General features: G+C 44.6%; 10 protein-coding genes. 7 read left to right on the forward strand and 3 right to left on the reverse strand.

Annotated features, from left to right (window positions below):
• Positions 1–10: 10 nt before the first annotated feature.
• The gene (locus ABFX33_RS14680) at positions 11–3196 is read right to left on the reverse strand and encodes a SusC/RagA family TonB-linked outer membrane protein (protein ID WP_346086620.1); all 3186 of its coding nucleotides are present in this window, start codon (positions 3194–3196) and stop codon (positions 11–13) included.
• 299 nt (positions 3197–3495) lie between these two features.
• Here ABFX33_RS14680 and ABFX33_RS14685 point away from each other — a divergent pair, with 299 nt between their 5' ends.
• The 7 genes from ABFX33_RS14685 (at position 3496) to ABFX33_RS14715 (ending at position 20854) form a co-directional block, all read left to right on the forward strand.
• Complete coding sequence (locus ABFX33_RS14685) at positions 3496–7605, forward strand: hybrid sensor histidine kinase/response regulator transcription factor (protein WP_346086621.1); 4110 nt, start codon at positions 3496–3498, stop codon at positions 7603–7605.
• 487 nt (positions 7606–8092) lie between these two features.
• Complete coding sequence (locus ABFX33_RS14690; protein WP_346086622.1) at positions 8093–10954, forward strand: glycoside hydrolase family 31 protein; 2862 nt, start codon at positions 8093–8095, stop codon at positions 10952–10954.
• Positions 10955–10983: 29 nt separating this feature from the next.
• Complete coding sequence (locus ABFX33_RS14695; RefSeq protein WP_346086623.1) at positions 10984–14121, forward strand: SusC/RagA family TonB-linked outer membrane protein; 3138 nt, start codon at positions 10984–10986, stop codon at positions 14119–14121.
• A 12-nt stretch (positions 14122–14133) separates the two neighbouring features.
• Positions 14134–15762 (forward strand): RagB/SusD family nutrient uptake outer membrane protein, encoded by a 1629-nt coding sequence (locus tag ABFX33_RS14700; RefSeq protein WP_346086624.1) that lies wholly within the window; start codon positions 14134–14136, stop codon positions 15760–15762.
• Positions 15763–15813: 51 nt separating this feature from the next.
• A complete protein-coding gene (locus ABFX33_RS14705) occupies positions 15814–16749 on the forward strand; it encodes a hypothetical protein (RefSeq protein WP_346086625.1) in 936 nt (311 codons plus the stop codon).
• 10 nt (positions 16750–16759) lie between these two features.
• Complete coding sequence (locus ABFX33_RS14710) at positions 16760–18379, forward strand: glycoside hydrolase family 43 protein (protein ID WP_346086626.1); 1620 nt, start codon at positions 16760–16762, stop codon at positions 18377–18379.
• A gap of 30 nt (positions 18380–18409) precedes the next feature.
• Positions 18410–20854, forward strand: a complete 2445-nt coding sequence (locus ABFX33_RS14715; protein ID WP_346086627.1) for a glycoside hydrolase family 2 TIM barrel-domain containing protein — start codon at positions 18410–18412, stop codon at positions 20852–20854.
• Between the two features lie 189 nt (positions 20855–21043).
• Here the strand turns inward: ABFX33_RS14715 and rsgA are convergent, their stop codons facing one another.
• Together rsgA and ABFX33_RS14725 are read right to left on the reverse strand one after the other, a co-directional pair.
• Positions 21044–22096, reverse strand: a complete 1053-nt coding sequence (rsgA, locus tag ABFX33_RS14720) for a ribosome small subunit-dependent GTPase A (RefSeq protein WP_346086628.1) — start codon at positions 22094–22096, stop codon at positions 21044–21046.
• A gap of 337 nt (positions 22097–22433) precedes the next feature.
• Positions 22434–22871 (reverse strand): helix-turn-helix domain-containing protein (locus tag ABFX33_RS14725; RefSeq protein WP_346086629.1); only part of this gene is annotated, 438 nt, incomplete at its 5' end.

Here is a 22871-nt window from a genome sequence, read left to right on the forward strand (position 1 = left end):
GTAGTTAATATTAAAACAAGAAGTTTAAACCCAGGGTATAAATACGCTGTGCGGGATACCGGGCATAATCTATTCCTCTCAGTAAGACATTTTGGTTGTAAGAACCTATTTCCGGATCATAGCCCGTATACTTGGTCCAGGTAAAAAGATTCTGAATATTGACATATAACCTAAGGTTTTCAATTTGATATCGCTTCAGCAGGTTTTGGGAGAAAGTATAGCCAAAAGAAATATTTTTCAGGCGCAGATAGGAACCATCTTCAATAAACCGATTACTCATACGGCTATTGTCATTTGCGTCACTGACAGTAATACGTTGAATACTCGCATTGGGATTGGACACCCTTACATTGGAGATATCCTGGTCGGAACCGCTCGGATCAATCGTTTCAATGAGGGCAATCTCTGTCGTTTTTTTGAGCATACCCGAATTGTTCATCGGGTTTGTAAAATCTTTACGCAGTTGATTATAGATCTTGTTGCCATATACGGCGTTTAGAAAGATATTTAGGTCAAATCCTTTGTAAGAAAAATAATTGTTTAGTCCAAGGATGAACTTCGGATCCGGATTGCCGATAAAATCACGGTCCTGCTCATCTATTTTTCCATCTTTATTTTTGTCCTCGAAAATAAAATCTCCCACCCAAATCCCGTTGACCCCTATGCTTTTATCTTTGGGTAGAGCAATAGGAACTTTATTGCCTTCCTGATCCAGCACCGCATGATGTTGATTGTCTTTCAGGTAAAAGTCACTTTCATTCTGAAACATGCCGATCACATTATATCCATAGAATTGGCCGACAGGATTACCTACTTTGGTCAGTGTGAATGTTTCTGCACCTATTTTTCCCTGAATGGCGGTTGCATCCGTATATAGGTGCGTGACACGGTTTCTATTCATCGAGAAGGTCAAACCGGATTTCCAGAAAAGGCCATTCTTATTGATATTTATGGTATTTAATGTCAATTCAACCCCCTTATTCGTCATCGAGCCCGCATTTATCCAAGGTGCAGCAATTAGCCCACTGATATAGTCAGGCAATACGGCCTGCATCAAAAGATTGTCTATTTTCTTTAAATAGACTTCCGTTGTAAGTTCGATTCTATTTTTAAATAAGCTCAGATCCAAACCGATATTGTAGGCATTGGTTTTTTCCCATTTTAGGTCCGGATTGGCAAAATTAGCAGGATAGAAGCCTGTGCCCCATATGGATGCAGCCGAAGCCATGCTCACGCCATAGGCATAGGAGCTTGCGGCTTGGTTTCCAACAAGTCCCCAGCCCAAGCGTAGCTTTAGGTTGTCTATCGCTGGGTTATTTTTTAAGAAAGGTTCATTTTTAATCTTCCAGGCAGCAGCAAGAGAAGGGAAGGTCCCCCAGCGATTGTTGGTGCCGAATTTGTCCGATCCATCCCTGCGGAATGTAGCAGTCAATAAATACCTATCATCAAATCCATAATTGAAGCGACCGAAATAAGATTCAATGCCACCTGAACTTCTTGAACTCCCATTTTTGGCGGTTTTAGAATCGCCAGCATCCAGCTCATGCACCGTATTTAAAAAATAATTGCTGCGGCTTCCAGAGAGAGACTCCCATTTGTTTTCCTGAGCCTCATGCCCAGCCATGATCGAGAGGTTATGCTTTTCGGCGAAAGTTTTAGTGTAGGTCAGATAGGTTTTCAGGTTGGTAAATGAACCGTTACTGGCAAACCTGGCTCCTGCGGATTGCTGTTTGAAATTCCCGTAATTATATGCGGGCGTGAATTGATAAGCGTTGGAATAATTATAGTTCCCATTACCTTCGACCCGTAGTACAAGATCTTTGATGGGCGAAATATCCGCATAAGCATTGACGCTAATTTGTGCTCCTTTTGCATAGTTTTCACGGGTAAGCGCTTCCTCCAATGGATTGGCGAAATAAGTCCCATACATATTTTCCTGTTGTGTTCCCCACGAACCGTCAGGATTTTTGGCAGGCACCTCTGGCAGCTGCCTGATGGCGAGCGAAATGATCCCCCCATTATCTATGGTGTTCGTATTTTTTGTTTTCGCGGTATAGGCATTAATGCCGACGGTCAGCCACTTGTTGATTTTTGAATCAAAGTTCATCCGTAAGGAATAGCGTTCAAAACCTGATCCTTGTGCGATACCTTGTTGATCAAGGTATCCACCCGTGATCGCAAATCTATTTTGTTCGGTTCCACCGCTGATGTTCAATTGATGGTTATGCATCAATGAAGTTCTAAAAATTTCCTTCTGCCAGTTTGTGCCTTCACCCAACAGCGATGGATCTTTAAATTCCTCCCGATCGCCGAAGCCGATGACTTTGCTGCGAAGATTCTGATACACGGCATATTCGCGGAGGTTAAGGACATCCAATATCGTTGGCAGCTGTTGGAATCCTACATACCCTTCATAACCTAATTTGGTTTTTCCCGCCTGACCACGTTTTGTAGAGATTAGTACGACTCCGTTTGCCGCCCTTGTCCCATATATGGCAGCAGCAGAAGCATCCTTTAATATTTCCATGGATACGATATCTGATGGATTTATTGACGAGAGTGCGCTTGAATTGTCCCGGGTATTACCATCAATTGGAATTCCATCGATCACATAGAGCGGTTCATTGCCGCTGAAAGAATTTGTACCCCGGATGCTGACCGAGATTCCGCCGCCCGGTGCTCCTGAATTCTGTGTCACCGATACACCGGCAGCGCGTCCCTGTAAAGCTTGATCCAGGGAGGTACTTACAGATTTACTGATGTCGTCGGCCGTTACCGAAACGACGGCACCTGTTAGGTCGCCACGTTTCATTTTTCCGTAGCCTACCACAACGACCTCGTCCATGGCGTGAATATTTTCTGTAAGCTGAATATTTTGCTCATTTCCAGTTATTCTTACTTCCTGCGTATGGAATCCCAAATGGTTAAAGATCAGTATACCTCCTTTTGATGCTAAAATAGCATACCTGCCATGTTCATTGGAAGATGTCACTGCGTTTGTACCTTTGAGTTTAACAGAAACATTGGTCAGAGGCAGCCCCGTAGCCTTGTCCGTAATAAGTCCAGAGACATTGATTTTCGAATCCTGCGCCTGTAAGACATTGATAAAAAAGAGAAACAAGGCCGCCAGCAGGAGATACACCCGATGCCGCAGTTTGGGCCAAAAAAACTTTTGTGATCCGTTTTTTGATTTCATGGTTAATTTAAGTTTATAATTCGTTTGGTTATTTTCCCCAGAAAGGGATGATTAAAATTAGGAACAACATAGTGTCTTGATAGGGTTCGGATGTTGAAGAAGAGAGGTTAAAATGTTTATATAGTGGATGAATGATCATTCCATGGGAATTGCAAGCCCTAATCGCGATGCACTTCATATAGGCAGATATACGCTAAGTAGGGACCTAAATGTTTCAGCTTAGGGGATAAAATGATTACTTATGCTATAAAGATTTGATAAAATCAGTATTTTAACGGAAGTTCTTGAAACAATAACCAATGAAGCGTCTTTTATTACTATTCTTATTTTTTGGAATTATTTTCGGCTATGGACAGGAGTTTAAGTTTGCCCATATTAACAATGGGAATGGCTTAGCCGGAAATGAAGTTGTTGCCATATATAAAGATGGTAGGGGATTTGTCTGGTTTGCAACAAACACGGGACTAAATAGGTTTGACGGCGAGCGTATCAAAATTTTCAACCGTAGTATCGACGGTACTTCAGGAACACTTTATGATGGTTTGAAGAAAGTTGTTGAAGATGGGCAGGGGAATTTATGGATGTTGGGCAATAAATATGTCATGTTTGATTGGCGAAAGGAGGTTTTTATTAATAATACAGATTCCATTCTAAAAAAAATGGGACTTCCTCCAAATCCAATTTCTATCCAAGTAGACCAGTTTAAAAACTTTATTGTAGCCTATTCACAAAAAGGCATTTACAAATATGATCCCAAGCATAAAAGAGTGGTAAGCTTCAGGCCATCAAATGATCCGATGAGCATTCGTCCCGCCGAGCTCGTAGAGATCGCCATAAAAGATGAATTTGTGTGGATACTCCACAAAGATGGCTTTTTGGAACGTCTGAATACCCGAACGAAGCAAATTGATATCCGAAAAAATTATTTAAACAGTAGGGCTATAAATTCTATAATTCCGAAGAGTATCTTTATAGATTCCGACCATATGGTCTGGATTTATCCGGGTATAAATAATAGGGGTGTAGTCTGTTACAATAAAACTAATGATCAATGGAAACAGTACGATATTGACACGAAGCCTGCGCTCTCCAATTCCTTTGTACGTGGAATCGTAGCAGACCGGCAAGGATTAATTTGGATTGCAACGGACCACGGTGGTCTCAACCTTCTTGATAAAAAGAAGAATTCCATTCAGGTTCTTCGACACAACGAGTATAATAAAACCTCCGTTGGACAAAACTCTATTGTCAGTTTATATTGTGATCCTCAAGGAATTGTTTGGGCAGGGACATATAAGAATGGTGTTTCATACTATCATCCGGAAATATTCAAGTTTCCTAGTACCGGATTATCCGATGGAAAAAGTGAACTTTTTGACTGCAGCAGTATTGTCAAGGACAAAGCGGGGAACCTTTGGTTGGGGACAAATGGAAAAGGTCTCATTAAGTTGAACGAAACTACCGGGGAGCGCCATTTTTTCAGAAGCAAACGTGATGATATGACAAGTTTGTCGTCTGATATTGTTACCGCGCTCCATGAAGACTATACAAATAAAATGTGGATAGGTACTTTTATGGGCGGCTTGAATGTATATGATGGTGGCCGGTTTAAACGATATGAAGTGCAGGAGAAAAACAACAAGGGACTGTCCAATCAGAGCATATATGGGATAACCGAAGATTCCGACCAAAATTTGTGGATTGCAACGTTGGGGGGCGGAATTGACAGATTGGACCCCAGTAGAACGATATTTAAAAATTTTAATAGAGACAATAGCAAACTACGTTCTAATTTCATTCTTTCCACATTAAAAGATCGGGATGGAACGATTAATTTTTCGTCAGATATCGGTGTGTATAAGCTGATGGGTGATCAGACTATTACGCCTTATTTTCCCGAGGCCAATTTTCAGGATAAGGCTGCTTCGGTTCCCGTTTATCAGCTTATGAAGGATTCAAAAGGCCGCATCTGGTTGGCCACAAAAAGGGGTATAAAAATCTTCGACAATACAAACCGGAACTTCTCTTTTTTGACACTTGCAGATGGCCTATCCAGTGATGATGTGCGATCTTTAGTTGAGGATCAAGATGGGAATGTATGGGCGGGGACAAGCAATGGGCTCAACCGGATACAGTACTTGTCAGCTAGCGGAACTAAGCACAGCAGTATTGTTTCTACCTATGATCTCAGCGACGGGCTGACGGGAATGGTTTTTAATCCCAATGCCGTATATACCGATAAGACCGGTAAAATATATATGGGTACCACCGAAGGCTACATCGCTTTTTATCCGAGAAAAATCCCGGCCAACAAAAGCATACCACAGGCTCGATTTACAGAACTGTTATTGTCTAATGAAGTGGTCAATCCAGAGGAGAAAAGGGGCGATCACACTGTTTTGCCGATTTCTATTGTCGGCCTCGATAAACTCATCCTGAAATATAATGAAACAAACTTTTCCATTCGATTTTCCGCATTCAACTTTATCCAGCCCAATAAAAATAAATATCGATACAAGCTGGAAGGCGTTGATAAAGAATGGATTGAAACTTCACGTAGCACTGGAGTAGCTTCCTATTCCAATCTTAATCCAGGTCGATATATCTTAAAAGTTTATGCGGGCAATCAGGATAATGTATGGTCGCCTCAACCGATCGAAATGCAGATTGTAGTCAATCCACCATTTTGGTTTTCATGGTGGGCTATAGGGACTTATATTGCAGTGTTTGTTTTGTTAATCAGGTGGTTTATTAAATATCGGTTGAAAAGAAAGCAGGATCAACTTGATCAAAATGCCCGTATGTTGGAAGCTGATAAGCTGCATGAAATAGACCAGCTGAAATTAAAGTTTTTTACCAATATCAGTCATGAATTCAAGACCCCTTTATCGCTGATTATCAGTCCGCTGGAAATGTTGTTAAAAAAAGATAGCCATCAGGAACAAAAAGCAGCACTGGGAGTCATGTATAAAAATGCGCAGAAACTGCTTACGATGGTCAACGATATATTGGATTTTCGGAAATTAGATCAGGACAAAACGAAACTCAATATATCATCGGGTAATATTATTGAATTTGTCAAAGAGATCAGTACATCCTTTTTGTCCATTGCAGCTGAAAAATCGATCAGACTAACTTTTACGACAAACCATCAATTCATAGACCTGAGCTTTGATAAAGATAAGATGTATATGGTCATTTCTAATTTGATTTCAAACGCCTTTAAATATACCCGAACTTCAGGCCACGTAGACGTTAGCGTAGCTATAAGTGAAACCATTATAGACCATGAAATCGATAAGCGTCTGTGTATTAAGGTTGCAGATACAGGTATTGGAATAGAAAAAGAACATCTTGACCGAATTTTTGATCGTTTTTACCGAATTGATTCCAATGAGACCCATGGTATCTCAGGGACAGGCGTTGGGCTTCATATTGTAAATGAATTTGTCAAGCTCCATGGAGGAACGGTGGAGGTCGATAGTGAACTTGGAAAAGGGACAGTTTTTACGGTGCAAATTCCCATGTCAAAAGATACTTATGGCACGAATAGGCAAGATGTGATCTATTCAGGCACTGACATTGACAACAATCCGGAAAAAAATGGGGATAGTGAAAGCGATTTTATTTTAGATGCGGAGAGCGGCGTATATACCCTTCTCATTATTGATGATAATGAGGATTTTCGATTGTTTCTAAAGGATCTTTTTAGTAATGATTACAGGATCTTATCCGCCAAAGATGGACAACATGGCTATGAGCTCGCGACTGAATATATTCCGGATCTTGTTCTTTGTGATGTTATGATGCCAAATGTAGATGGCTACGAATTCTGTCGAAAGATCAAACAGGATATACGCAGTTCCCATATACCGGTCGTCTTGCTTACGGCTAAATGTTCGGATGAAAATCAATTCCAAGGCATGGAAGCTGGTGCCGATGGTTATATCTCGAAACCTTTTAATATCGATATTCTGCGCGTTACGCTAGCCAATATTACGAAAAGGCAGAAACAACTACAGGAAAAATTCAAATCAAGAATTGATATCTCAACTACCAAACCGGAGATTATTTCGATGGATCAGAAATTTATACAAAAAGCCGTCTCCATCGTTGAGTCAAATATAGAAAGAACCGATTTCTTGGTTGAAGATTTATGCCGTGAAATGGCGATGAGCCGGGTTAATTTCTATAAGAAAATTCTTGCTTTGACCGATAAAACACCTTCGGAATTTATCCGCTTTATCAGGCTAAAAAGAGCAGCAGAGCTGCTCGAAAAAAGCCAGATGTACGTCAATGAAATCGCTTTCCTTGTGGGATTTAATGAGACCAAATACTTTAGAAAATACTTTAAAGAAGAGTTCGGGATAACACCGAATGAGTATAAAAAGACAATCACCTTAAAGTAGGAAATTGCTGCTAAGATTTCGGCATTGAAAGCAATCATTAAAAATATATGCAGATTATTCGCTGTTATGATGTTTTCTGTGATTTGCCAAATAAGGGCCGTACCGATCCACTATTTTCTGTTTTCCAAATTCGGATGAAAAGTATTGATCGCTGAATCAATGAACCATGGATCTCATACAGTTTTCCAAATTATTGATGGTAGCATCTCCGGTAAAACAAGATTCGGCAATCAAAAACAATCCGGTAAATAAATTATAAACTCGCCTTTGGAAATTCACCCTCGTTTTAGCTCAACTTGTTTTAAAACAATAACTTAACATATAATATATTCCATTTATCCGACCGTATGTTAACAAATCACCCCCTAAAAGTTAACAAATCATAGCCTTAAGACAACCGGTTGCACTTTATATTTGACATGTTCTTTCATTAGGAAAGTATAAGCAATAACCAAGGGAATACAATAACCAATAAATCTTTATTTACATGCGCAACATAACGTATGCTTTAAGCGGTCTGATGTTCTTTACCATGATACATCAAGGATCTGCACAGGCTCAGAAAGCTCAGTTTGAAAAAACCGCCACCGGCGTGAAGGTCAGCTTCAAAAATTCTGCGGGCTCCATTGATCAGGACGTCTATCTGGACGCCATTACGGATAAGATCATACGGGTAACGGCAGTCCCTGCTGGGACTGGCTTCCCGAAACAGCAGCGCCTGGTGATTGTAGACTCTTTGCACCGGCAGCTAAAATCATTTGTTGCCGGATCGACAGACTCAACGGCCACAATACAGACAGCGGATCTGCGGGCTATTGTTTCGTTGAGCAGCGGTAAAGTAGAATTTTACGACTTACATGGCCATGCCATTTTAAAAGAAGCAAAACGGAATTCCGGTTCGTTTACTGCGGGGAGCTATAATGGCGATGCCTTTTACCAGGTCAACCAGGATTTTATTGTCCAACCGGAGGAGGGGATCTATGGGCTTGGACAGCATCAAAATGCGGTCATGAACTACAACCGGGGAAAACAGGTCACGCTACTGCAGTACAATACCGAAATCGGCATTCCATTTTTGTTATCCACCAACAACTATGGTCTGCTCTGGCATAATTACTCGATCACCAAAGCCGGGGATGTGCGCCCATTATTACCTTTGAATGCATTTAAGCTATCGTCCGTGGAAGGGGAGCAGGGCTGGCTCACGGCTACTTATATGAACCGCAATACCGACTCGGTATACCTTTCCCGTCCGGAATCGATCATCGATTATGGCTATTTAACGGACCAGCACAAGTTTCCAAAAGAGATCAAACTTGCGGATACAAAGGTGGTTTATGAGGGTACGCTTGCCTCGCCCTATGCCGGCAAGCATGTCCTGCACTTCAAATATTCGGGATACATGAAGGTATGGATAGATGGTCAGCTCGTCGCCGACCGCTGGCGGCAGTCCTGGAATGCCGGCACTTTTGAGCTTGAAAAAGATCTGGAAAAAGATCAGCCGCGCCGGATCCGGATGGAATGGATCCCAGACGGCAGCGAGTCTTATTTTACCCTAAACTGGCAGAGCCCAATTCCCGCTGCACGGCAGAACCTCTTTTCATTTAATTCCGAAGCCGGGGATGCAATTGACTATTACTTCGTCCATGGTGCATCCATGGACGATGTCATCAGCGGTTACCGGCATTTGTCAGGCAAGGCTCCGATTATGCCGGTCTGGAGTTTCGGTTTTTGGCAAAGCCGCGAGCGTTACAAAACTCAGGCGGAAATTGAACAGGTAGCCACAGAATTCCGTAAACGGAAGATTCCAATTGATAATATTGTCCAAGACTGGTCGTACTGGTCAGAAAACGACTGGGGAAGTCAACAATTTGATTTAAACCGCTTTCCAGATCCGAAGGCGATGGTGAAGAAACTGCATGACCAAAATCTGAAGATCATGATTTCCGCCTGGCCGAAAATAAATGAAGAGTCGCGTGTATATCAGGAGTTTAAAAGCAATAAGTGGATCTACCCACGGAATATTTACGATGGCCGTAAAGATTGGATCGGGAAGGGCTATACTTCTACATTTTATGATCCTTTTAACCAGGGTGCGCGCGATGCCTTCTGGAAGTTATTGGACAACAACTTATTTAAAATAGGCATCGACGCCTGGTGGATGGATGCAAGTGAACCGGATATCCATTCCAATATCGATCTGGATGAACGCAAAGCTGTTTTTCAGCCCAGCATCGGTTCCTCGGTGCGCTACTATAATGCCTTTCCGCTTCAAAATGCGAAGGGTATTTACGAGGGGCAGCGCGCAACGGATCCCAATAAACGGGTGTTTATTCTGACGCGTTCATTTTTTGCCGGACAGCAGCGCTATGCCGCCGCTGCCTGGAGCGGGGATATCGCATCCCGATGGCACGATATGAAGGATCAGATCGCGGGCGGAGTAAATTTCTCCATGTCCGGTACACCATATTGGACAATGGATGCGGGTGGATTCCTCGTCGAAAATAGGTTCCATAAGCCCAATGTGGTGGATCTGGAAGAATGGCGTGAGCTCAATAGCCGCTGGTATCAATATGCTGCATTCTTGCCCCTGTTCCGGGCACATGGACAATTCCCGTTCCGCGAACCTTATCACATCGCTCCTGCGGAGCACCCTGCCTATAGGAGCATGCTTTATGCAATCAATCTGCGCTATAAATTGCTGGCTTATAACTACAGCCTGGCGGCAAAGACATTTTTCGAAGATTATTCAATGATCCGGGGGCTAGCCATGGATTTTCCGCTGGATAAAGCAGGATTTGACCGCAATGACCAGTATCTATGGGGTCCATCGCTCTTGGTGAGCCCCGTCACGGAGAAAGGTGCGAGGAGTCGAAAAATACATTTTCCACAAGGCGCCGACTGGTATGATTTATACAGCGGCAAGAAAGTCAGCGGCGGTCAGGATCTTCTGGTAGATGCGCCATACGAGCGTATCCCGGTGTATGCAAAAGCCGGTGCGATCGTTCCGGTCGGTCAGGAGCTGCAATACAGCACGGAGAAAAAGCAGACTGTACTGGACCTCTATATCTATGCCGGTGCCAATGGCCAGTTTTCGCTCTATGAAGATGAAGGTGATAATTATAACTACGAAAAGGGAAAATACAGCCGAATTGATATCCGCTACGATAACAGGACGCAAACCTTGTCCCTGGCCGACCGCAAAGGGGAGTTTGAGGGTATGCTACATAGTAGAAAATTCAATATCATTTTCATTAGCGACAGAAATGCTACCGGCATCGACAGTCCTACAAAAAAATCAATGGCAGTATCTTATCACGGGAAAGCCTTACAGATTAAATTAAAATAAAAGTAAAACCAATTTATAAATCAAATCATATGATAAGCAAACAATTGTTGAGCAGGGGTGTGGCTGTGGTAGTCATGACCGGCATGACCTCGCTGGTCTGGGCACAGTCCTTTACGGGGTCCGTTGTTTCCGCTGATTCTGGCTTGCCGATCGGGGGCGCAAGCATTAAAGTAAAGAATCAGAAGATTTCAACAAGTACGGACGAATCGGGTAAGTTTTCATTGCAGGCCGCAAAAGGAAGCGTGCTGACGATCTCTTACGTAGGCTACAAAACGCAAGAAATTACAGTCGCCGGAGCGAATGGTATCATTCGCCTGCAGCCCAGTACCTCTGATCTGGAAGAGGTAGTAGTCATCGGTTATGGTGTGCAGAAGAAGAAGCTAAATACCGGGGCGAATCTGAAGGTAGAAGGCGAGGAACTGCAGAAACGGAATCAGCTGAATCCCTTGCAGTCCCTTCAGGGGCAGGCTCCGGGCGTTTCAATTACTTCCACCTCCGGTCAGCCCGGAGCGGATATGAAGGTCGTCGTCCGCGGCTTAGGGACAATTGGCAATTCGGGCCCGCTTTATGTCATTGATGGGGTTCCGGGCGGTGATATTTCGGTATTGAACGCCGCAGATATCCAGTCGATCGATGTTTTAAAAGACGCTGCTTCGGCAGCGATATACGGTTCGCAGGCAGCCAATGGTGTAGTCCTGGTGACCACCAAGATGGGTGCTGCCGGTAAAAGCCAGCTGTCTTTTGACGGATATACCGGTATTCAAAATGTATCACGCAAAGCACAACTACTGAATGCCCATCAGTATAAAACAATCATGAATGAGCAGTCCCTCAATTCAGGTGCTGCTGCCATTGATTTTGATGGAATGGCCGGACTGGCCAATACCAGCTGGCTGGATTACATGTTCAAGGACAATGCGAAAATGGACAATTACAATGTGGCCCTCACCGGTGGTTCGGAGAAATCCACCTACGCCCTGTCCATGAACTATATCAGTCAGGAGGGGATCGTCGGTGGTAAAGATGTATCCAACTACGAGCGCTATGGCTTCCGGACAAATTCAGAACATAAACTCTTCGATAATTTTGTGAAAATCGGGCAGCACCTTAATTTCAACTACATTAAAAATCGGGGAATCGGTGTTGGCAACCAATACAACAATACATTACGTGGAGCTTTTACTACATCGCCGCTGTCACCCGTTTATTCGGACAACGGACTATATGGCAGCCCCTTCAACGATACGTCCAACTCACCCTGGTACAACGGCGACAGTAATCCTTATGGGGTAATGATGACCAATTCGAATAACAGCAACGATGGCCAGAAATTACTGGCAGATATTTTTGCTGAGATTGAACCGGTCAAAGGGCTGAAAGTACGCTCTTTATTGGGCTTCAACTATTATGCTTCGGAATACCGGAGTTTTACACCCCTGTACCGTTTTTCCATTTATACGTACAACCAGGACCATACCACTACGTCCCAGAATATGAGCAAGGGACATACATTGACCTGGACCAATACCGCTTCCTATGATTTTGATATCCGGACGGATCACCGCTTTTCGGCCATGATCGGGATGGAATCATTGCGGTATCAAGGTACTTACCTTTCGGGCTCAAACTGGAACCTGCTTTCGCAGTTCAATGATTTTGCGCATGCCTATCTGGACAACACAACAGGTCAGGCACATCTGGATGAAAAGGGCAATGTGGTCGAGACGCGTACTGTTTCTGGAAAACCGGAGAACGTCACCCGGCGGGTGTCCTACTTCGGCAGGTTAGGTTACAATTACAAAGAGAAGTACCTGTTAAATGCCACCCTTCGCGCCGATGCTTCGTCCAAATTTTCACGTAGCAACCGTTGGGGCTATTTCCCTTCGGTTTCAGCAGGTTGGGTAATCTCTTCGGAAGATTTCTTTCAGGAGAACCTGTCGGGGATAAACTTCTTTAAATTGCGGGCATCCTGGGGACAGGTGGGCAATCAGGATATTGCTGATTTCCAGTATGCCGCACCGATCAGTACCTCAACAGGTATCACATCATCCAATCCTGGAGCCCATTATGTATTCGGTACCAGCAACAACAATATTGCCGGTGCTTACCCGAGCCGCCTGTCCAATCCCAATCTAACCTGGGAGACCTCCGAACAGACAAATGTTGGATTTGATGCCAAATTCGCGCAGAGCCGGCTAGATGTCGTCGCTGACTTTTATGTCAAAAAGACCAAAGACTGGCTGGTAACAGCTCCAGTACTGGCCACGACAGGTACGCTGCCACCTTTTATCAATGGTGGCGATGTGAAGAATATGGGAGTTGAGCTTGGACTGAACTGGGCTGATAAAGTGAATGCGCTTAAGTACCGCCTGGGCGTAAATGGGGCTTACAACAAAAATAAAGTGGGTAAGATCCCAACCGAAGACGGTATTATCCACGGCCAGACAGCCATGTTATATGATAATTCAGAGGAATTTTACCGTGCCGCCAATGGACAGCCCATCGGTTATTTCTGGGGCTACAGCACCGCGGGCTTGTTCCAGAACCAGGCTGAAATTGACGCCTGGAAAAATGCTGGAAAGGGCATTCTGCAGGCGGATGTCAAACCAGGTGATGTAAAATATGTAGACCTGAATGCTGATGGCATTATCAATGCCGCCGACAAAACAAATCTGGGTGTGGGCATGCCCAATTTTACCTATGGATTTAATATCGGACTGGATTACAAAGGATTTGATTTCTCCGTTAATGCTTACGGTTCTTTGGGCAATAAGATTGTACAGTCTTACCGCAATCATACCAATAAGCAGGCGAACTATACCACCCGTATCCTCGACCGTTGGACAGGCGAAGGTACTTCCAATACCATACCGCGTGTGACCGAAACAAACGTCAACTGGCAGTTTTCGGATTTATACATCCAGGATGGTGACTTCCTACGGATTAGCAATGTCACCCTGGGTTATGATCTTTCCAAACTGATCCGGTGGAAATACGCCAATCAGATCCGTTTCTATATACAGGGACAGAATCTATTCACCTTTACGAAATATGATGGAATGGATCCGGAGATCGGGTATGGTACAGACGGCTGGGTATCGGGTATCGACTTAGGGTATTACCCTAGACCGCGGACGGTATTATTTGGTTTAAATGTTAAATTCTAAAATCGAGAAATCATGAAAAAAACAAGTTATATCTCTTATTCAATACTACTGGGATCACTACTATTGGGATCCTGTTCATCCAGTTTCCTGGACGTCGAACCGATGACAAGTGTATTGGAGAGCAACTTTTATAAAACAGTGGCGGATGCTGAAATGGCGCTGGTCGGTTGTTATGACGGTTACCAACGGACAACCTCCAACGGGAGCCAGGCTTTTTATATCACCTCGGAAATTGCTTCAGATAACTGTTTCGGTGGTACCGGAACAACAGATGGCCGCGGTTTCCAGGCTATAGACCGCTTTGATATCGGGCAATCCCAGTCGGACAATAATATTTTTGATGGTACCTGGTCAGATTACTATTCGGGCATTTTTAGATGTAATACGCTGCTGGCAAAGTTAGATGGCACCGATTTTTCGGGCAATACGACGGCACGCGCACGGATCGAAGGTGAAACCCGGTTCCTGCGGGCAGTCCTGTACTTCGATTTAGTGCGTCTCTTTGAGAATATACCACTGTTGACCAGTCCTACGAGTGATAATATTCCGCAATCGGATCCAAAGGAAGTGTATAAGCTGATTGTTTCGGATCTCAAATTTGCTACAAGCAGTATCCCGGCCGATGCTTATCCGAAATCAGCCGCCGCAAGCAACGATGGCCGGGCTACGCCATTCGCCGCAAAAGCACTACTGGCACGGGTTTACCTCTTTTATTCTGGTTACTATGCCGCCGAAGATATTGGCGTATCCAAAGCCGAGGCGCTAGCGGGACTGGAAGATGTGATCAAAAGTGGCCAATTTGCATTGGTCGCTGACTTTAAAAACCTTTGGCCGGCATCAAGTTACCTTCCCAATGCCGCCGACAATACATTGGATATTTCCAAGTACGCAGGTAAAGGGAACTCCGAAGTGGTATTTGCACAGAAATTTAACAATACATCGGATTACGAAGGTCATATCGATGGCAACCGCTGGGTCGTTTTCTTGGGCTTGAGAGGGAAGAGCTGGTCACCCTATGGTCAAGGATGGGGTGCCTGTACCGTAAGCAAAAACTTCTTTAATGCCTTCGATAACAACGATACCAGAAAAACAGCATCCATTATCGATATCGATGGAGAGAAAATACCGGATTTTAATCTGAAAGACCAACGTGAATACACGGGCTATGCGATCAAAAAATATGCACCGACAGCATTGCCGGATGGCACCACAAATACAGGTGGAGATAAAGATATGCAATTGTCCCAGGATCAGGATTACTTTGTGATCCGCTATGCAGACGTCTTGCTGATGGCGGCCGAACTGGGTTCGCCCAATGCCCAGCATTATTTTGACCTGGTGCGCAAGCGGGCTTATAAAACCAATTTCGTCGCATTGCCCGTCTCAAAAAGTAATATCCTCAAAGAGCGGAATTTTGAATTTGCCTTTGAAGGCATCCGTTATTGGGATGTGCTGCGCCAGGGTATCAATAATGCAGCCGCGATCATAGAAACTTCCGAGGATGTGCTTAGTGGTTCGGCTCCCGACAAAGTTATTATCACAAAAAGCAAATTCTTAACCACCCGTGGGTTTATGCAGATTCCCAATAAGCAGATCACGCTGTCAAATGGAGTACTGAAACAAAATGCAGGCTGGAATTAATGAAGAGTACTGCTAAAAGGTCGCTTGGTTTAACGATATAAATCTATATACATGAAAAAGATATTACACGCTGTCATGGCCCTCATTGCGCTGATGACGATGGCCGGAGCCTGTTCTCCAGAAAAATATGCATTAGGGGAGATCGACCTCAGTCCGGCACAGCTGACTGAAGGTAAATCGTACCGTATTGAACATGATGCAAATAATCCGAATATTGTTTATTTGACGAGTTTAATGGATCCGAAATATACCGCGCTGTGGGAACATCCCCAGGGACGGAGCCAGGATAAAAAGGTGACCTTAAAAATGCCTTTTCCGGGAGAATATACGGTTAAGTTTGGTGTCGAAACCCGGGGCGGAGTCGTTTATGGCGAGCCAGTAAGCTTTAAAATTGACGCGATGTACGCTGAATTTATCAGTGACGAGACCTGGACATTATTGACCGGTGGTGCAGGGCAGGAGAAAACCTGGTTTCTGGATCTTGATGCGGCAGGGGTATCCCGCCATTTTAAAGGGCCCATGTATTTTTATGGAACGGGAGACTGGTGGGGCACAGTAAACAAGACCGGCGAGCCATTGAACAGCGACAGCTGGAGCTGGGAACCTGACTGGAAAGGCAATAGCTGGCTAATGCCCGCTGGCGATTATGGCCGTATGACTTTTGACCTCAAAGGCGGGGCCAACGTCAATGTTAACCATGCCATGCTGGGAAAAGTGCAGAAAGGGGTTTTTAATATTGACACCGAAAAGAAAACCATGCGCATGACCGGCGCATCGCCACTCCATGGCAAACCGCAAGATGGTATCGTGGTAGACTGGGGTGATGTTCGCATTATGTCGCTGACAAAGAATACAATGCAGCTGGCTGTCTTAAGGGATCCTGTACTTTCGAATGACGGTGCAGCCATGCTGACTTTCAATTTTATCAGTAAGGAGTATAAGGAAAGTTTGGATCAAGGAGGATCGGAATCCGGTCCGGCCAAATAAGGGGAAAAACATGACTATATCTAAAATGACTTCAAGGTACTTGACACTTCTTAGCTCCACGATTTATTGCAGCTTGCTATTTTTGCTGGCAGCGTCGGGCTATGCACAACTGGGGTTTAAAAACCCAGTTGTCCGAGGATTTAATCCAGATCCGAGCATCTGTCGCGTAGGCGATGATTTTTACCTCGTGACCTCTTCTTTCGAATATTTTCCGGGGCTTCCGATATATCATAGTAAGGATCTGGTCAACTGGGAGCAGCTGGGGCACTGCCTGACACGGTCTTCACAGCTCAATCTACGCGGAGTACCTTCTTCGGGAGGGCTATTCGCGCCTTCGATCCGCTATCACGATGGTTTATTCTATGTCATATGTACCAACGTGTCGGACAAAGGCAATTTCTATTGCACCGCAAAAAATCCGGCTGGCCCTTGGAGCGATCCGGTCTGGGTAGATGTCAAAAGCATAGATCCGGACATTTTTTGGGATGAGGACGGCAAAAGCTATTTTGTGACCCAAGGGGATGAAGGAATCCGTGTGACGGCCATTGACCTGAGTACCGGGAAGCTGACCTCCGCGGAAAAAGTGGTCTGGGCCGGAACGGGCGGGCGCTTTCCCGAAGCGCCCCATATCTACAAAAAGGATGGCTACTATTATCTACTTTTGGGCGAAGGCGGCACAGAATATGCCCACAGTGCCAGTATCGGACGGAGCCGCTCCATCTGGGGGCCTTACGAATCCTGCCCGCTCAACCCAATTCTATCACACTCCAACCGTTTGGGACAGGGAAATCCCATTCAAGGGGTTGGGCATGCGGACTTTATCCAGGCAGCAGATGGCTCCTGGTGGACCGTATTTTTAGGTTTCCGCGTCACGCAACCTTACAGTTATTACCATATACTCGGTCGGGAGACATTTCTGGCACCGGTAAGCTGGCCTAAAGATGGCTGGCCACAGATCAACGGTAATGGAAAAATCCAGCTGGATATGGCGGTGAAGCCCCTGCCAGCAGTTCCTGTGGCAACTCCAACACAGCGCGATGAGTTTACTGCTACACAGCTGGGTTTGCAATGGCAGTATCTTCGGAATCCCGATTCGGCAAAGTACTCGCTGACCGAACGACGTGGTAGCCTCTGCCTGTACAGCAGTCCGATATCATTAAACGAGACGGAGTCGCCTTCTTTTATCGGCCGCAGGCAAACGGAACACGATTTTCAGGCCAGCGTAAAGCTTGAATTTAATGCCGCTTCCGATGGAGAAGAAGCCGGTTTAACGCTGTATCAGAACAATTCGCACCATTACGACTTCTTCCTCAAACGCAGCGGAAAGCTCTTTATGCTGCAGCTGCGCGCTAAGGTAGGATCTCTGCATTATATTGTTGCTGAAAAAGAAATCGCAGGCAACAAGATAGAACTGCGTATCAGTGGAACGCCTTTAAACTACAGCTTTGCTTTTATAGACCCAAAGTCCGGGGACTACAGCAACCTCGCTAGTCTGGATACCCGCTATCTGAGCACAGAGGTAGCTGGCGGTTTTACGGGAGTAATGATCGGTCTGTATACAAGTTCCAATGGGCAGCCAACCAATGCGAAAGCATTTTTTGACTGGTTTGACTATCAATCCTCCTATTAAAGTATGGAGCGGTTCCTTTTCTATAATTTTATGCTAAAATTACTTGTTTGCACCCCATATCGCCGCCAACTGAATGTCCTGGGGCTTTGGCTGATCATGACGATACCGCTGTTGGGGCAATCCCGACAGGAAATTAATTTCAATGCCGGTTGGCGGTTTACACTTGATAGTGTTGGGCAGCATAGCCAGGATTCTGGTGGTGACAACTGGCGCCTGCTTGACCTGCCGCATGACTGGAGCATTGAGATGCCCTTCCGCGAACATAGCCCCGCAGGTAGCGGCGGGGCTTATCTGGATGGGGGCATCGGCTGGTATCAAAAGTCATTTAAGCTGCCCCCGGCCTATAAAGGTCAGCGGATATTTATTGCCTTTGAGGGCGTATATGAAAACAGCGAGGTCTGGATCAATGGTCATTTGCTGGGAAAACGGCCAAACGGTTATATCGGATTTGAATATGAACTATCGTCTTATCTACATGCGGACGGCCGCGAAAATCTACTGGCTGTTAAAGTCAACAACAATAGGCAGCCCAACTCACGTTTCTATTCGGGTTCGGGCATCTATCGTGATGTTAAATTGATTGCCCGTAATAAGGTCAGTATCGCCACAAACAGCACTTTTATCAAAGTAGAGCAGCTCAGTGAAAAACAAGCTGTGCTGAGTCTTTCGTTGGACATCGAACAGATTCCCACACAGACGGGGCCACTTTCCCTACGGACACAAATTGTATCACCCACCGGAGAAACGGTTTCCCAGGTTGAGGATATATTGGTCAAGCGCGGCTCCGGCGTCAATCCGTTCCGGCAGAAAATCGTGCTGGACAATCCGCTGTTGTGGGGAGTTGAAACACCACGGCAATATACTGCGAATGTACAGCTTGTATCGGGCGGCCGGGTGCTGGATGAGCAGGAAACCAGATTTGGCTTACGCAACTTTAGCTTTGATCAACAGCAGGGATTTTTACTGAACGGAAAGCGCCTTAAGATCCGCGGGGTCTGTCTACATAGTGATCTTGGCGCCCTGGGCATGGCTTTTAACCGATCTGCAGCATTACGCCAGCTAAAGTTAATGAAAGCAATGGGTGTCAACGGTATACGTACATCCCATAATCCCGCCGCACCTGCATTTCTAGATCTATGTGATAGCTTGGGTTTTATTGTGATGAGTGAAACTTTCGATGTATGGAAAGGACATAAGAATCCATTTGACTACCATTTGTATTGGGATAAATGGTTCGAGCGCGACTTTGCCGACCATGTCAAACGGGACCGGAACCACCCCTCGCTATTCATCTGGTGCCTAGGGAATGAAGCGCAGGAGCAATGGCACTCTAAGTCGGATGGGGCAGCTATTCCCAAACGCTTAGCAGCAATTGCCGACAGCCTGGATGGTACCCGCCCGACCACCATTGCCAATAATGAGCTGTCCAGCGAAAACCCGGTATTAATGAATCCGGCCGTAGATATTATAGGCTACAATTATAACCATAAGCAATGGGCCAGTTTCCCGTCGGATCATCCCGGGAAGAAGTTTATCGTAACAGAAAGCACGTCCGCATTGGAAAGTCGGGGTCAATATGATCTGGTGCCCTACGATTCGGTGCGCATGTGGCCTGAAAGATGGGATATCCCTTTCAACAACGGCAATAGGGACAAGTCCATATCAGCTTATGATAATATTTATACCCCCTGGGGATCGAATCATCAGACCAGCCTACGTCTGATGGAGCAATATGATCATATTGCTGGAATGTATGTGTGGACGGGTTTCGATTACCTCGGCGAACCTACGCCTTATACCTGGCCTGCCCGGAGTTCATATTTCGGAATCGTCGATTTAGCAGGCTTCCCGAAAGATGTATATTATCTGTACCAAAGCGTCTGGACCGACAAGCCGGTCTTACACGTATTACCGCACTGGAACTGGAAACAGGGGGATAGCGTTGATGTGGTGGTCTATTACAATCAGGCGGATCGATTGGAACTGTATCTGAACGGTAGAAAGATCGCTGAGCAATCCAAAGATCCTAGTCGTTATGACCTCGTTTTTAGAGCCATCCCTTTTGAACCTGGGGTACTTGAAGTGGTTTCCTATCGGGGAAACGAGAAAGTAATGAGCAAAACGGTCCGCACTGCAGCAAAACCATACCGTGTCAAGCTAGTTGCCGAAAAGCCCAGTGTAAATGCCGCAGCTAATGAACTAGCTTTTGTACAAGCATATGTTGTGGACGAGTTTGATACTGCTGTTCCGGATGCGGCGCATGACATCAGGTTTAACGTTGAAGGGGAGGGCGCAAAGATTGTGGCCACAGACAATGGCAATACAACCGATCTCCGGAAATTCCAGTCCAGGGCGCGACAGGCATACCACGGCAAAGCGCTGGCTATAGTCGCCGTCAAGCATAGCGGCAAATTGATTATCAGGGCAAAAAGTAAGGGACTGATCTCCGGGAGTGTTGAACTGGATGGACAATAGAAAGCAAGGATGGAGTAATGGTTCTATTGAATGAAATGTTATCCGACTGAAAACGATAAAAGGGTAGATGCATGATAGAGCGAGATAAGATATATTGAAAAGCAAAGGAGTTCTGTCGTAGTCGACCTCATGCCGCATGTTAATGCAGGTGTTCATCTTAATAGTTGAACACCTGTATTGCTTAAAAGGTTAACGTTTTTTTATTCTCTTAGCCTCTTCTGAAATTTTAGCGAAAGATTTACCCCTGTTCCGTTTCTCATGCTCCGAAGTAGAAAAATACCAGGATTCTTTACGCAGTTTGAGGTAACTATTGTATGCCGCCAGCGCTAAAAGACCATTGTTTACAGCGTCTACGACAGCACAGCCAGGTTCATTAACATGTGTACAATTTTCAAAACGACAGGATTCTGCAAAATCAGCAAGTTCGAATATATCTGATAATGTATCCGAATTGTCTGATGCCAAACCAAATTCTCTAACACCGGGCGTATCTATTAAAATACCACTATCCTTCATCAATATCATTTCCCTTCGGGTCGAGGTATGTCTTCCTTTACCTGACGATTTGCTTATCTCAGATGTGGAAAATACTGTAAGTTCACACAGTGCGTTGATCAAAGAACTTTTTCCGACTCCAGATGATCCTACAAATACAATAGATTCCCCCTGCTTGATAAATTTTCGTACCGGAAGTATTGTTTCTGGAGAAAAAACGCTTGTAAAAAGTATTGGCATTTGACGTCCGATATGTTTCAGCGATTCCTCTACTTTTTGGCGATTGAACTCCAGATCCGATTTAGTGAGGATCAATATGGGATGAATATTTTCTTCTGCTATTTGAACCATAAATCGTTCCGTTCGGCGAACGCTGAAATTGGCATCGAGGCTCTGTACAATAAATGCCTTGTCTACATGGGATGCTATAGCTTGCCTTTCGTTCTGCGTGCCACTCTTTCTTCGGTATAAGGTATGCTTGCGTGGTAAAACATCGACGATTATTCCTTTGTTATCTTCAAAAGGTTGAAAAATAATCCAGTCACCGGTACAGGGGTGTTCAAATGATGAACGTCCATAAAGCATATTACCTGCCAGTTCGCACAACAGCCGACCGCTCTGGGCGATGACCTCATAATTGGTTTTGTTTACTGCGGCAACACGACCATGAAAAAGATGTTTGTATTGTGAGGCTTGTTTGAGTAGGAACAGCGTATCGTTCCAACCATATAATGATAAGTTATTCACTTGTTAATAATCTAAAATGATGAAATAAAATTGCTTAATTCTCTGTCATCCGAATGGTTTGTTCCATACCAACGGCCTTTGGTAATACGTAAACTACCAAACCGATGATTTTCGAAACAAGACACCCGGAATTAGGCAATCATTCCAATCGTCAAACTATAATATGTGAATAGTTGTCTTTGCATAAGATACAAAGATATAAAAAATCTAATTCAATACTTTAATCAGTTGTTTAAAACAATGTTGCTCTGGCTTTCTCCAAGAATAAGAACCAGTGTGTCGACAGGATGATCGAGCAGTCCGCCTGTATTCATGCAAACCTGGTATGAACCCTGCCTTACCGTCCGACTTTACTTGGCGCCATGCCGAACTTTTTCTTGAATGCTTTACTAAAGTGCTGTAAGGAACAGTAACCCAGTTCAAACGCTATTTCAGTGGCTTGCTTTTTGCCTTCCAATAGATCGTTCTTTGCCAGATCTAAACGTAGGTCAGATAAATAGGAAAAAGCAGTTTGATTAAATATTTCCTTAAACCCTCGTTTTAGCTTATATTCATTAACCCCCGCGATTCTCGCCAATTCTATCAACGTTGGGGGCGACTCGATATTCTTAACCAGATAATCACGGGCGTATACAATTCGTTCTTTATCATAATCATGTTTTATGTATCTTGAGGTTGAACCTTGATGATGATTTAAAGACTCTGCTTGCAAGACAAGCAACTCGATGGTTTTCGAAAGAAGAAACAATCTCTTTAACCCACCAGAATAATCACA

Source organism: Sphingobacterium ginsenosidimutans (genome assembly GCF_039536865.1).
Taxonomy (GTDB): domain Bacteria; phylum Bacteroidota; class Bacteroidia; order Sphingobacteriales; family Sphingobacteriaceae; genus Sphingobacterium; species Sphingobacterium detergens.

Coding starts and splice junctions, on each gene's coding strand:
- ABFX33_RS14680 (WP_346086620.1), bottom strand. CDS start 3,196: ATGAAATCAAAAAACGGATCACAAAAGTTTTTTTGGCCCAAACTGCGG.
- ABFX33_RS14685 (WP_346086621.1), top strand. CDS start 3,496: ATGAAGCGTCTTTTATTACTATTCTTATTTTTTGGAATTATTTTCGGC.
- ABFX33_RS14690 (WP_346086622.1), top strand. CDS start 8,093: ATGCGCAACATAACGTATGCTTTAAGCGGTCTGATGTTCTTTACCATG.
- ABFX33_RS14695 (WP_346086623.1), top strand. CDS start 10,984: ATGATAAGCAAACAATTGTTGAGCAGGGGTGTGGCTGTGGTAGTCATG.
- ABFX33_RS14700 (WP_346086624.1), top strand. CDS start 14,134: ATGAAAAAAACAAGTTATATCTCTTATTCAATACTACTGGGATCACTA.
- ABFX33_RS14705 (WP_346086625.1), top strand. CDS start 15,814: ATGAAAAAGATATTACACGCTGTCATGGCCCTCATTGCGCTGATGACG.
- ABFX33_RS14710 (WP_346086626.1), top strand. CDS start 16,760: ATGACTATATCTAAAATGACTTCAAGGTACTTGACACTTCTTAGCTCC.
- ABFX33_RS14715 (WP_346086627.1), top strand. CDS start 18,410: ATGCTAAAATTACTTGTTTGCACCCCATATCGCCGCCAACTGAATGTC.